The 11,787-nt window shown below is 70.3% G+C and carries 12 protein-coding genes; 9 read left to right on the top strand and 3 right to left on the bottom strand.

The genetic code is table 11. The features are described from left to right. Window positions 1-177: 177 nt before the first annotated feature. Both ABWV53_RS02780 and ABWV53_RS02775 read right to left on the bottom strand, forming a co-directional pair. Window positions 178-873 (bottom strand): DUF3334 family protein, encoded by a 696-nt coding sequence (locus ABWV53_RS02780; protein WP_353362667.1) that lies wholly within the window; start codon window positions 871-873, stop codon window positions 178-180. 240 nt (window positions 874-1,113) lie between these two features. Next, complete coding sequence (locus ABWV53_RS02775) at window positions 1,114-1,773, bottom strand: GntR family transcriptional regulator (RefSeq protein ID WP_353362665.1); 660 nt, start codon at window positions 1,771-1,773, stop codon at window positions 1,114-1,116. Here ABWV53_RS02775 and ABWV53_RS02770 point away from each other — a divergent pair. From ABWV53_RS02770 to ABWV53_RS02730, 9 genes are all read left to right on the top strand, one after another. Continuing rightward, on the top strand, window positions 1,772-2,035 hold the full coding sequence (locus ABWV53_RS02770; protein ID WP_353362663.1) for a hypothetical protein: 264 nt from the start codon (window positions 1,772-1,774) through the stop codon (window positions 2,033-2,035). The two genes, ABWV53_RS02775 and ABWV53_RS02770, sit on opposite strands and share 2 nt — an antisense overlap. 77 nt (window positions 2,036-2,112) lie before the next feature. Continuing rightward, the gene (locus ABWV53_RS02765) at window positions 2,113-3,354 is read left to right on the top strand and encodes an MFS transporter (RefSeq protein ID WP_353362661.1); all 1,242 of its coding nucleotides are present in this window, start codon (window positions 2,113-2,115) and stop codon (window positions 3,352-3,354) included. A 41-nt stretch (window positions 3,355-3,395) separates the two neighbouring features. Next, on the top strand, window positions 3,396-4,151 hold the full coding sequence (locus tag ABWV53_RS02760) for a LamB/YcsF family protein (RefSeq protein WP_353362659.1): 756 nt from the start codon (window positions 3,396-3,398) through the stop codon (window positions 4,149-4,151). Between the two features lie 16 nt (window positions 4,152-4,167). Continuing rightward, a complete protein-coding gene (locus ABWV53_RS02755; protein WP_353362657.1) occupies window positions 4,168-4,977 on the top strand; it encodes a putative hydro-lyase in 810 nt (269 codons plus the stop codon). A 130-nt stretch (window positions 4,978-5,107) separates the two neighbouring features. Continuing rightward, entirely contained in the window at window positions 5,108-6,739 is a 1,632-nt protein-coding gene (gene pxpB, locus ABWV53_RS02750; protein ID WP_353362655.1) for a 5-oxoprolinase subunit PxpB, read from the top strand. A 113-nt stretch (window positions 6,740-6,852) separates the two neighbouring features. Further along, window positions 6,853-8,607 carry an acetyl/propionyl/methylcrotonyl-CoA carboxylase subunit alpha gene (locus ABWV53_RS02745; RefSeq protein ID WP_353362653.1) on the top strand — a complete coding sequence of 585 codons (1,755 nt, stop codon included), beginning with the start codon at window positions 6,853-6,855 and terminating at the stop codon, window positions 8,605-8,607. Window positions 8,608-8,796: 189 nt separating this feature from the next. Continuing rightward, window positions 8,797-9,366 carry a cytochrome b gene (locus ABWV53_RS02740; RefSeq protein ID WP_353362651.1) on the top strand — a complete coding sequence of 190 codons (570 nt, stop codon included), beginning with the start codon at window positions 8,797-8,799 and terminating at the stop codon, window positions 9,364-9,366. A gap of 58 nt (window positions 9,367-9,424) precedes the next feature. After that, complete coding sequence (locus ABWV53_RS02735; protein ID WP_353362649.1) at window positions 9,425-10,000, top strand: YceI family protein; 576 nt, start codon at window positions 9,425-9,427, stop codon at window positions 9,998-10,000. A 44-nt stretch (window positions 10,001-10,044) separates the two neighbouring features. Then, window positions 10,045-10,623 carry a YceI family protein gene (locus ABWV53_RS02730; protein WP_353362647.1) on the top strand — a complete coding sequence of 193 codons (579 nt, stop codon included), beginning with the start codon at window positions 10,045-10,047 and terminating at the stop codon, window positions 10,621-10,623. Window positions 10,624-10,753: 130 nt separating this feature from the next. Here the strand turns inward: ABWV53_RS02730 and ABWV53_RS02725 are convergent, their stop codons facing one another. Next, window positions 10,754-11,365 carry a glutathione S-transferase gene (locus tag ABWV53_RS02725; protein ID WP_353362645.1) on the bottom strand — a complete coding sequence of 204 codons (612 nt, stop codon included), beginning with the start codon at window positions 11,363-11,365 and terminating at the stop codon, window positions 10,754-10,756. Window positions 11,366-11,787 lie beyond the last annotated feature (422 nt).

Here is an 11,787-nt window from a genome sequence, read left to right as displayed (position 1 = left end):
CGGTCAGGGCCGGTGGAAGGGCCGGTGGGCGTAGCGGTGATGGGCGCCGCCCCGGGCTGTAGGCACGGCGGCCCACGGCTTGGCCAGTCCCTGCGCCTGGGACGGGCGGATTCGATGCATCAAATCAGGCTACAGCGCCCATGGAACAAGCGCATGCAGCTATGAAATAGATAGCATCTACATGCCCAGCGACCGCAGCAGCGCATCGGTGTCGCTGTCGCCGCCGCTGGCGGCCGGGCGGGGGGCGGGCGCGGTGGCGGCCTGGCCCTGCGCGGCGATGAGGGCGTCCGGGTCGGGCGCGTCCTGCGGCTCGAAATCGACCACCTTCACGAACTCGGTGCGGTCGATGGCCAGCTCCAGGTAGAAGATGTGGTTGCTGGCGGTGTAGAAGGTGACGCGGCGCGCCTCGGGCTTGTCCAGGTTGGCGTCCACGCTCAGCACGACCTGCTGGTTCAGCACCAGCATCTTGGGCTGGTTCTGGGTGATGTGCGTCTGCAGCTCGCGCCGCACCTTGCCGGTGAAGTCGCCCACCACCTGGTTCATGAGCTCGCCCATCACGTTGGACACCTCGTCCGAGGTGTACGACGCCGCCAGGTCGGCCTGCGACATGCCCATGCTCAGCAGGTAGCTCTGGTAGATCTCCATCGCCGCCTCTTTCGAGAAGTTGATGATGACCAGCCCCGAGAAGCCGCCGTCGAACAGCACGAAGCAGCCGATGTCGGGCTTGAGGCACGTCTTGGTGATGCGCTGGACCAGGCCCGAATAGTGGAACGGCTTCTGCGTGGCGACGCTCAGCACGCGCGTGACGGAGTTGCACAGGCTGACCAGGATGTCTTCGGTGCCGTACACGACGGTGTTTTCGTTGGGGTGCATGGGATCGCAGCGTGGGTTGGGCAGGGGTGGACAGGGGGGCGCCAAGGGCGGCGGAAAAGTCGCCCCGCGCCCGGTGCCAGTCAGTGAGCCCGCTCGCGGGCAGCCTGCCGCAGTGTATCGCCGGGCGAAGTGCCCGGCACGCCCGCCGCCGCGGTTTCGGCGCGCCGGGCGCCGGGCGGGGGCGCCACCACGACGACGCCGCCAGCCGGCCAGGCGCCCGGCGCCCGGCGCCCTCCACCCTCAGTGCGACGAGATGCGCCGCGCGTACACCGCCAGCACGATGCGTTCGGAATGCACCAGGTACTCGCCCAGCGTGGCGGCGGCCTCGGGCAGCTTGCCGGCCTCGAACAGCTCGACGATCTTCACGTTCATGTCCACGTACGGCGCGTGCAGGAACTCGGGGTCGTTGAGCAGGCCGAAGGCCAGGCGCAGCTCGGCCAGCAGGTGCGAGAACATGACGTTCAGGCGCTCGCTGTCGGCCAGCTCCACCACGGCCATGTGGAATTCCATGTTGGCCGTGCCCACGCCCTGCCAGTCGCCCGCGTCGCGGCAGCGCAGGGCGGTGTCGACCGCCGCGCGCAGGTGCTTCTTGGCCGGGTGGCGCGGGTAGGCCTGGGCCAGCGCCTGGCACTCGATCAGCCGGCGCACGCGGTAGATGTCGATGATCGACGCGATGCTGGGCGCCGCCACCGACACGCCGCGGTTGGGCTCGTGCGTGAGCAGCCCCTCCTTGGTCAGCGTGCGGAACACCTCGCGCAGGGTGTTGCGCGAAATGTCCAGGCTCTCGGCCAGGGCCGCTTCCGACAGGCGCTGGCCGGGCGCGATCTCGCCGGTCACGATCTTGCGGCGGATCTGCTCGCTGACGCGGTCCGTCAGGGTCTGGGCGGGTGGTTCAGTCATGCAAGGCGACAAACGAAAAAGCGAAGGGGTGGGGCGGTGCCGGTCCATCGACCCGCTTGCCGCAGGTTCGTCGACGGGCCTGGCCGTCGTCGCGGGCGCGCCGCACGGGCCGCCAGTGTATCGGGCGGGCACGGCCAGCGGCCCGCTGCGCGCTGCCGGCGCACTGGCGCGGTGCGAGGCGCGCACCGTTCCCATGCGGGTTATCCCCATCAACGATCAATTCTGCTTTGTTGAACAATCCAATCAGTTGGTCAGGCAATGACTCGGTTGTTGATGAGATGTTGGCCCGGTAATTGCTCAAGACTTGCAGTCTTCCCCTTCAAGAAACGGACACGCACCATGTGGATCAAGGAAACCAGCAAGGAAGAGCGCAAGACGCTCTTCGCCGCTTTCGTCGGTTATGGCGTCGATGCATTCGACTACATGATCTATACGTTCATGATCCCGACCTTCATCCTGGTCTGGGGCATGACCAAGGCCGAGGCGGGCTACATTGCCACCGGCGCGCTCATCAGCTCGGCCGTGGGCGGCTGGCTGGCCGGCATCCTGGCCGACCGCTATGGCCGCGTGCGCATCCTGCAGCTCACCGTGCTGTGGTTCAGCTTCTTCACCTTCCTCAGCGGCTTCACCCAGTCGCCCGAACAGCTCTTCGTCACGCGCATGCTGCAGGGCATCGGCTTCGGCGGCGAATGGTCGGTGGGCTCGGTGCTGATCGCGGAGATGATCCGCGCCCGCCACCGCGGCAAGGCCGTGGGCCTGGTGCAGAGCAGCTGGGCGGTGGGCTGGGGCCTGTCGGCCATCGCCTTCTGGGCCGTCTATGCCGTGTTCGACCAGCAATACGCCTGGCGCGTGCTGTTCTGGCTGGGCGCGCTGCCGGCGCTCTTCATCCTCTACATCCGCCGCAACATCAGCGAGCCGGCCGTCTACCGCGAAACCAAGGCGCAACTGGCCCGCACCGGCCAGAGCGCCAGTTTCTGGCTGATCTTCAAGCCGGGCGTGCTGCGCACCACGGTGTTCGCCAGCCTGCTGGCGACCGGCATGCAGGGCGCCTACTACGCGGTCACCACCTGGCTGCCCACCTACCTGAAGATGGAGCGCAACCTGTCGGTGCTGGGCACCAGCGGCTACCTGATGGTGCTGATCGTCGGCTCGTTCGCGGGCTACCTGACGAGTGCATGGCTCTCCGACCGGCTGGGCCGCCGCCGCTGCTTCATCCTGTTCGCCGTCTGCGCCGGCGTGCTGGTCACCTGCTACACCCAGCTGCCCATCACCGACGCCGCCATGATGGTGCTGGGCTTTCCGCTGGGCTTCTTCCTCTCGGGCATCTTCTCGGGCATGGGCGCCTATCTCTCGGAGCTGTTCCCCAGCCACATCCGTGGCTCCGGCCAGGGCTTTTGCTACAACTTCGGCCGCGCCGTGGGCTCGGTGTTTCCAGCGATGATCGGCCACATGAGCGCCACCATGTCCCTCGGCGTCGCAATCGGCTACATGGCGGCTGGCGCCTACCTGATCGTCATCGTCGCCTGCCTCATGCTGCCCGAGACCCAGGGCCGCGAGCTGTCGGCCAGCACGGGCGACTGACCGGCCCTACCCTGATTCCCCTTCATCAGCACCTTCTTCACATGCACATCGACCTGAACAGCGACCTGGGCGAGAGCCTGGGCGCATGGACCATGGGCGACGACGCCGCCATGCTCGGCATCGTCACCAGCGCCAACGTGGCCTGCGGCTTCCATGCCGGCGATGCGGCGGGCATCCTGGCCACGCTGCGCGCCGCCCAGGAGCGCGGCGTGGCGGTGGGCGCGCACGTGGCCTACCCCGACCTGGCCGGCTTCGGCCGGCGCAACATGGACGTGGCAAGCAGCGATCTGGTGGCCGACGTCATCTACCAGATAGGCGCGCTGCAGGGCCTGGCCACGGCCGCGGGCACGCGCGTCACCTACGTCAAGCCGCACGGCGCGCTCTACAACACCATCGCGCACGACCAGCGGCAGGCCCGCGACGTGATCGCCGCCATCCGCGCCATCGACCCGTCGCTGGCGCTGGTGGTGCTGGCCGGCTCGCCGCTGGAGGGCTGGGCCGAAAGCGCCGGCCTGCGCGTGGTAGCCGAAGCCTTTGCCGACCGCGCCTACACGCCCCAGGGCACGCTGGTGTCGCGCCGCGAGCCCGGCGCCGTGCTGCACGACGCCGCCGAGGTCGCACGCCGCATGCTGCAGCTGGTGCGCGAAGGCACCGTGCAGGCCATCGACGGCAGCACGACCCGCGTGCGCGCCGATTCGATCTGCGTGCATGGCGACAGCCCCGGCGCGGTGACCATGGCCCGCGCGGTGCGCGAGGCGCTGGAGCGCGAAGGCGTCACGCTGCGCGCCTTCGCTTGAATACGGGAGGCCACCGATGAACTCCCCCCTCGAAGCCGTCCGCGCCGCCGCCGTGGAGGCCGCGCGCGAAGCCCGCGCCCGCTACCGCGCCGGCCTGGTCGAGCCCACCGCCGGCCGCGCCCCGGGCATGACCCAGGCCAACATGATCGCCCTGCCGCGCGAATGGGCCTGGGACTTCCTGCTCTACGCCCAGCGCAACCCCAAGCCCTGCCCGGTGCTGGACGTGATCGAGGCCGGCCACCACGCCACCGTGCTGGCCGAAGGGGCCGATCTGCGCACCGACATCCCGCTCTACCGCGTCTGGCGCAACGGCCGGCTGGCCGAAGAGGTGGCCGATGCCGGCGCGCTCTGGGCCGAGCACCCCGATCTCGTCACCTTTCTCATCGGCTGCAGCTTCACCTTCGAAACCCCCTTGCAGGAGGCCGGCATCGAGGTGCGCCACATCGCCCAGGGCTGCAACGTGCCCATGTACCGCACCCAGCGCCAGTGCCGGCCCGCAGGCCGCCTGCATGGCGAGCTGGTGGTGTCGATGCGGCCCATTCCCGCCGAGCGGGTGGCCGATGCCGTGTCCATCTCGGGCCGCTTCCCGTCGGTGCACGGCGCGCCGGTGCACGTGGGCGACCCGGCGGCGCTGGGCATCGCCGACCTGGCGCGCCCCGACTTCGGCGACCCGGTGGAGATTCGCTCCGGCGAGGTGCCGGTGTTCTGGGCCTGTGGCGTCACGCCCCAGGCGGCGGTGATGGCCTCGGGCGTGCCCTTCGCCGTCACCCATGCGCCGGGCCACATGTTCATCACCGACGTGCCCGACAGCACCTACCACGTTTGATAGCGGCTCACACAACCCTTCTGGCGTCGTTGCCGCATCTGGTCGTACGACCCGTACTGCCTGCGATGCAGCGCCTCGCCAGAACCGCTTCGCTGGGCCGTGTGAGCCGCTCCCAGCACAGGAGTTTCGATTGCGCTTCCTTCCCGTCAACCTGAACGCCCTGCTGGTCGAGCTGGACGACCTGGACCAGACGCTGGCGTTGCTGGCGTCGCTGCGGCGCGAGCCCATCGCCGGCATCGAAGAGCTGGTGCCCGCGGCACGCACGCTGCTCGTGCAGTTCCGCCCCAGCGCGCAGAGCTTCGCCTCGCTGGTCGATGCGATCGCGCGGCGCGACGTGAGCGCGGCCGCCGAGCGCAGCGACACGCTGGTCGAAATTCCCGTCCGTTACGACGGCGAGGACCTGGCCGAAGTGGCGCAGCTGCTGGGCATCACGCCCGAAGAGGTTGTGCGCCGCCACACGGGCAGCGAGTACACCGTGGCCTTCACCGGCTTCGCGCCCGGCTTCGGCTATCTGGTGGGCGGGCACCCCAGCCTCGACGTGCCGCGCCGCGCCACGCCGCGCACGCGCATCGCCGCCGGCTCGGTGGGGCTGGCCGGCACCTTCAGCGGCGTCTATCCGCAGGCCAGCCCGGGCGGCTGGCAGATCATCGGCACCACGCCGCTGGCGATGTGGGACATCGACCGCCAACCGCCCGCGCTGCTGCAGCCGGGTTTTCGGGTGCGCTTCGTCGACATTGCTGCCAAAAAGATAGCTGCTGGCGCAGGTGCATCAAGCGCTGGAGGCCAAAAAGACCTCCAATCGGCCACTCCTGCGCGCTTGCCGGACCCCTCGGGCCTGCACGGCACGGCGCTGCAGGTGCTGACCCCGGGGCTGCAGACGGTATTCCAGGATCTGGGCCGGCCGGGCCAGGCGGGGCAGGGCGTGTCGGCCTCCGGCGCCATGGACCGGGCCGCCTGCCGCGCCGCCAGCCGGCTGGTGGGCAATGCGCCGGGCCACGCCGCGGGCGACGCCTGCCTGGAGACGGTGAACGGCGGCCTGCGCCTGCAAAGCCGGGGCGACACGGTGGTGGCCGTCACCGGCGCCGAGGGCCCGCTCACCCTGACCACCGCCGCCGGCCGCAGCTGGCCGGTGGCGCGCTGGCAGCCGCTGGCGCTGGCCGACGGCGACGTGCTGTCCGTGGGCGAGCCGGTGGCCGGCACGCGCAGCTACGTCGCGGTGCGCGGCGGCTTCGCCGTGGCGCCGGTGCTGGGCAGCCGCGCCACCGACACCCTGGCCCGGGTCGGCCCGCCGGCGCTGGCGCCCGGCGACGTGCTGGCCGTGCGCCCGGCGCCGCGCGGCGCCATCGTCGGCCCGGCCGAATCGCCGCCCGGCGACCTGCCGACCCTGCAGGCCGACGTGGTGCTGGACGTGGTGCTCGGCCCCCGCACGGACTGGTTCACTCCCGAGGCGCTGGAACTGCTGGCCCGCCAGCGCTGGCAGGTCACGCCACAGTCCAACCGCGTCGGCATCCGCCTGGCGGGCGAGGCGCCGCTGGCCCGCGCCGTCGCGGGCGAGCTGCCCAGCGAAGGCACCGCCACCGGCGCCATCCAGGTGCCGCCCAGCGGCCAGCCGGTGCTGTTCCTGGCCGACCACCCGCTGACGGGCGGCTACCCCGTCATCGGCTGCGTGGCGCCGCATCACCTGGACCGCGCGGGGCAGATTCCTGTCGGTGCCTGGGTGCGTTTCAACCCCAGCCGGGCCTTCGAGCCGGTGACTGTCTGAGAAGCCGGACCCATGAACAACCGAATGAACGTTTGTCGCGGCAAGAACGCCTGCGCAGCAAACGACGGCGATCTCGCCCACCCCTTCGCCGCTAACGGCAGAGAGTCCATCCGATGAAGAAAGTCCTGATAGCCAACCGTGGCGAGATCGCCGTCCGCATCGCCCGCGCCTGCGCCGACTACGGCGTGCAATCCGTCGCCGTGTATGCCGATGCCGACCTGGACGCCCTGCACACCCGCATGGCCGACGAAGCCCATGGCCTCGGCGGCGACCGGCCGGCCGATACCTATCTGAACGCGGCCAAGCTGCTGGACGTGGCGCGGCGCAGCGGGGCCGACGCCGTGCATCCCGGCTACGGCTTCCTGTCGGAAAGCGCGGCCTTCGCGCAGGCGGTGATCGATGCCGGCCTGGTCTGGATCGGCCCGTCGCCCACGGCCATCGCCCGGCTGGGCGACAAGGTGGAGGCCCGCAAGATCGCCCTGAAGGTAGGCGCGCCGCTGGTGGCCGGCACCGAGGGGCCGGTGAAGGACTCGGCCGAGGTGGCGGCGTTCGCCGAAGCGCATGGCCTGCCCATCATCATCAAGGCGGCCTTCGGCGGCGGCGGGCGCGGCATGAAGATCGCGTGGCGCATGGACGAAGTGGAAGACCTCTACGCCTCCGCCGTGCGCGAGGCCGTCACCGCCTTCGGGCGGGGCGAATGCTTCGTCGAGCAGTTCCTCGACAAGCCGCGCCACATCGAGGCCCAGGTGCTGGCCGACCAGCACGGCAACGTGCGCGTGCTGGGCACGCGCGACTGCTCGCTGCAGCGGCGCAACCAGAAGCTGGTGGAAGAGGCGCCGGCGCCGTTCCTCACCGACGCGCAGCGCGAGCGCATCCACCAGGCCGCGCAGGGCATCTGCGCCGAGGCCGGCTACAGCAGCGCGGGCACGGTCGAATTCCTGCTCTCGGGCAGCGGCGCGCTGTCGTTCCTGGAGGTGAACACCCGCCTGCAGGTCGAGCACCCGGTGACCGAGCAGACCACCGGCATCGACCTGGTGGTGGAGCAGCTGCGCATCGCCGACGGCCACCGGCTGGAGCGCACCGACGTGCCCGCGCCGCTGGGCCATGCCATCGAATTCCGCATCAACGCCGAGGACGTGGGCCGGGGCTTCCTGCCCACGCCCGGCGCGGTGCTGCGCTTCGATGCGCCCAGCGGCCCCGGCGTGCGGGTGGATGCGGGCGTGGCGGCGGGCTCGCAGGTGCCGGGCACGTTCGACTCGCTGATGGCCAAGCTCATCGTCACCGGTGCCACCCGTGAGCAGGCGCTGGCTCGCGCCCGCCGCGCGCTGGCGGAGTTCCGCATCGAGGGCGTCGCGTCGGTGCTGCCCTTCCACCGCGCCGTGGTCGACCAGGCCGAATTCACGGCGGCGGGGCAGGGGGCGGACGGCTTCAAGGTGCACACCCGCTGGATCGAGACCGAGTTCGCCGCCGACCTGGCCGCCGCCGCCCGGGCCGAGCCGGCGCCCGATGCCACGCTGCTGCGCACGGCGGTGGAGATCGATGGCCGCCGCGTCACCCTGGGCCTGCCGGCCGCGCTGCTGCAGGGGCTGCAGGCGCTATCCGGTGGCGCCTCGGCAGCGTCCGTGGCCGGATCGCCAGCCGCCGAGGCGGACCCGGCCGCCGTTCCCGCGCCCATCGCCGGCACGCTGCAATCCTGGAAGGTCGCGGACGGCGACATGGTGGCCGAGGGCGACGTGATCGCGGTGATGGAAGCGATGAAGATGGAGATGCAGGTAACCGCGCACCGGGCCGGGCGCATCGCGCTGCGCGCGGCGGCGGGCAGCTACCACGCGGCCGGCACTGCGCTGGCGGCGATCGAGCGGCCCTGACCGCCTCCGGGGCGGCCCGCCGGCCCGGTGCGCCGCCGCCAAGCCCCCGCCGGCCCTCGGGAAAATTCATGTTTTTTGAAGGGGTGGCTCAATTTCGTTGAAACTTGGCGCACGGCCTGGCCTCTAGACTGCCACGGCGCCCGCCGGCTGGCGGGCAGCGTCCTTGCTCCAGACCACAACGAAACCCCCATGTCTTCTGCCCTGCCTCGCTCAGCGCCCGCGCGCTACACCCGCACCGCCATCGCCCTGCACTGGGTGGTGGGCTTGGCCATCGTGGTGGTGTTCTGCGTGGGCTGGTACATGACGGGCCTGCCGTTCTCGCCCCAGCGCCTGAAGCTGTACAACTGGCACAAGTGGGCCGGCGTCACCATCCTGGCGCTGTCGGCGCTCAGGCTGATCTGGCGCCTCACGCACCGCCCGCCCGCGCTGCCGGCGGCCACCCTGCGCGCCATGCCGCGCTGGCAGCAGGTGGCGCACCACGCCACGCACCACCTGCTCTACGCGCTCTTCTTCATCGTGCCGCTGGTGGGCTGGGCGTACAGCTCGGCGGCGGGCTTTCCCATCGTCTTCCTGGGCGTGCTGCCGTTGCCCAGCTTCGTGCCGGTGAGCCCGGAGCTCGCCGAGGCCATCAAGCCCTGGCACGAGATCACCGCCTACGCCCTGGCCGCCCTGGTGGTGGTGCACGTGGCGGCCGCGCTCAAGCACCAGTTCATCGACCGCGACGGCCTCGTCGCGCGCATGCTGCCGGGCGCGCGCTGAGACGCCCGCGCCGCTTTCCTTTTTCTTTTTTGTGCTGTTTTTCTTCGACGGAACTCCCATGCGAATCCACACCTATCTGGCCGGCCTGGCGCTCGCTTCTTCCACCCTGATGGCCGCCGCGCCGGCCTGGGCCCAGCAGGCGCTGGTGCCCGCGCAGAGCGAAATCCTCTTCGTCAGCAAGCAGATGGGCGTGCCGGTGGAAGGCCGCTTCAAGAAGTTCGACGCGCAGATCGCCTTCGACCCCGCCAAGCCCGCCACCAGCAAGATCGCCTTCACGGTGGACACCGGCAGCGCCACGCTGGGCGTGAAGGAGTCCGACGCCGAGCTGCCCAAGGCCACCTGGTTCAACGTGCCCAAGTTCCCGCAGGCCACCTTCCAGTCCACCGCCATCAAGGCCACCGGCCCGGGCAAGTACGACGTGGCGGGCAAGCTGAGCATCAAGGGCGCCACGCAGGACGTGACCGTGCCCGTAACCCTGACGCAGAGCGGCGCCATCACCACCGCCACGGGCGCCTTCGGCATCAAGCGCCTGGCCTTCAAGATCGGCGAGAACGAGTGGGCCGACACCTCGATGGTGGCCGACGACGTGCAGGTCAAGTTCAAGCTCGCGCTGACCGGCGTGGGCAAGCTCTGACCCGCAAACGCTTCCTTTCCCTTTTTCAACCTGGAGATATCGACATGCGCAAATCCCTCTTCGCCCTGGCCGCCGTGGCCGCCACCCTGGCTGCCGGCGCCGCGCGCGCCGAAACGGCCACCTACGCCGTGGAGCCGACCCACACCTTCGCCACGTTCGAGATCAGCCACTTCGGCGCTGCCGTGAACCGTGGCCGCTTCGACAAGAAGGAAGGCACCGTGGAGCTGGACAAGGCCGCCAAGACCGGCAAGGTGGACATCACCTTCCAGATCGCCTCCATCAACACCGGCGTGCCCCCGTTCGACAAGCACCTGCAGAGCGCCGACATCTTCGACGCCGCCAAGTACCCCACCGCCAAGTTCGTGGGCGACAAGTTCGTCTTCGAGGGCGACAAGCTGGTGTCCGTCACGGGCGAGCTGACCATCAAGGGCAAGTCGCAGCCCGCCACGTTCAAGGCCAACCAGTTCGCCTGCTACCAGAGCCCCATGCTCAAGCGTGAAGTCTGCGGCGGCGACTTCGAGACCACCATCGACCGCACCCAGTTCGGCGTGGACTACGGCGTGCAGTTCGGCATGCCGAAGAACGTGCGCATCGTGGCGCAGATCGAGGCCGTCAAGCAGTAAGGGCAAGCACGCTCTTGCGCGCAAGCCGGGCGTGCCATGCGGCGCGCCCCGGCCCGCCCCCCAGGCCGGTTCCGCGTATGCGCGGAGCCGGCCTTTTTACTGGGCCCGAAGGGTGGGGCCGCGCGGCGGTTCAGCAGCCCTGCTGCGGGCAGGCGGTGAACTCGGGCCGGCCTTCCGCCCGGGCGGTGAATTGCGCCAACGCCGGGTGCAGCGCCGGGGGCACGGTGCCGGGCAGCACGAACTGCGTGAAGCTCCACGCCACCGCAGCGCAGAGCCCGCCGTGGTGCAGCGGTTCGCTGGCGGGCGCCGCCGCCACGTCGGCTTCCAGCGCCGCGTAGGCGGCCTCGAGTTGCCCGCCCACCCGCTCCAGCCACGGGCCGTGCTGCTTCTCGGGCGGGCGCAGATGGCGCTCATAGACGATCTGCACCGTCTTCTCGCACGCGGCCAGGGCCAGCCCGGTGCGCCGCAGGTCGCGCAGCCGGCCGTCAGCCGACGCGGGGGTCAGCCCGGCGCGGGCTTGCGGTTGCGCCTCGGCCCACTGCAGGATGAGCGTGGAATCCATCAGCACGGTGCCGTCCTGCGTCACCAGGGTCGGGGCCTTGACCACCGGGTTCACGGCCTGGAACTGCCCGAAGGTGCTGAAGACCGACAGCGGCCGGTGCTCGTAGGGCAGGCCGAGCAGGCGCAGCCCGATGGCGACGCGGCGCACGTAAGGGGAGTCGAGCATTCCGATGAGTTGCATGGCGGGTCGAGCTAAGAACGTGTTCAAAGTCTTTTCGGGGTCGCGCAAGCGCCTTGCCGGGATGGGCTGCAAGGCGCGGTGCGCGGTGGATAGCTCGGGCTATCCACAAGCGCCGCAACGCCGCAGACCGCCCGGCAAGGCGCTTGCCCGAAGGGTTGGAGTGCAATCGGGCGATTGAATGCCCCGGCTGCTTGCATGGGCATGAGCCCATGCGGCGCACCCGAGGCATCCACTCATCCCGATTGCACTTCAACGCGATCCCCGAAAAGATTTTGAACACGTTCTAAGAGTGGAGAGGCCTTCGAGCGTAGGCGCCCAGGGCCGTGCCGGCCATGGGCGGTCATCGGAATGCAGGGCCCGAAACCGATGGAACATCTGGCTCGCCAAGGCGGCGCGCGCACGACAATGCGGTGGGCCGGCGC

The sequence above is a fragment of the Acidovorax sp. FG27 genome, assembly GCF_040365715.1.
Lineage (GTDB): Bacteria > Pseudomonadota > Gammaproteobacteria > Burkholderiales > Burkholderiaceae_C > Paracidovorax.
This window is presented reverse-complemented; position numbering and strand designations above follow the sequence as displayed.

Excerpts from the sequence above, each read along its gene's own strand:
- ABWV53_RS02780 (WP_353362667.1), bottom strand. The coding sequence starts at position 873 with ATGCACCCCAACGAAAACACCGTCGTGTACGGCACCGAAGACATCCTG.
- ABWV53_RS02770 (WP_353362663.1), top strand. The coding sequence starts at position 1,772 with ATGCAAGGCGACAAACGAAAAAGCGAAGGGGTGGGGCGGTGCCGGTCC.
- ABWV53_RS02775 (WP_353362665.1), bottom strand. The coding sequence starts at position 1,773 with ATGACTGAACCACCCGCCCAGACCCTGACGGACCGCGTCAGCGAGCAG.
- ABWV53_RS02765 (WP_353362661.1), top strand. The coding sequence starts at position 2,113 with ATGTGGATCAAGGAAACCAGCAAGGAAGAGCGCAAGACGCTCTTCGCC.
- ABWV53_RS02760 (WP_353362659.1), top strand. The coding sequence starts at position 3,396 with ATGCACATCGACCTGAACAGCGACCTGGGCGAGAGCCTGGGCGCATGG.
- ABWV53_RS02755 (WP_353362657.1), top strand. The coding sequence starts at position 4,168 with ATGAACTCCCCCCTCGAAGCCGTCCGCGCCGCCGCCGTGGAGGCCGCG.
- ABWV53_RS02745 (WP_353362653.1), top strand. The coding sequence starts at position 6,853 with ATGAAGAAAGTCCTGATAGCCAACCGTGGCGAGATCGCCGTCCGCATC.
- ABWV53_RS02740 (WP_353362651.1), top strand. The coding sequence starts at position 8,797 with ATGTCTTCTGCCCTGCCTCGCTCAGCGCCCGCGCGCTACACCCGCACC.
- ABWV53_RS02735 (WP_353362649.1), top strand. The coding sequence starts at position 9,425 with ATGCGAATCCACACCTATCTGGCCGGCCTGGCGCTCGCTTCTTCCACC.
- ABWV53_RS02730 (WP_353362647.1), top strand. The coding sequence starts at position 10,045 with ATGCGCAAATCCCTCTTCGCCCTGGCCGCCGTGGCCGCCACCCTGGCT.
- ABWV53_RS02725 (WP_353362645.1), bottom strand. The coding sequence starts at position 11,365 with ATGCAACTCATCGGAATGCTCGACTCCCCTTACGTGCGCCGCGTCGCC.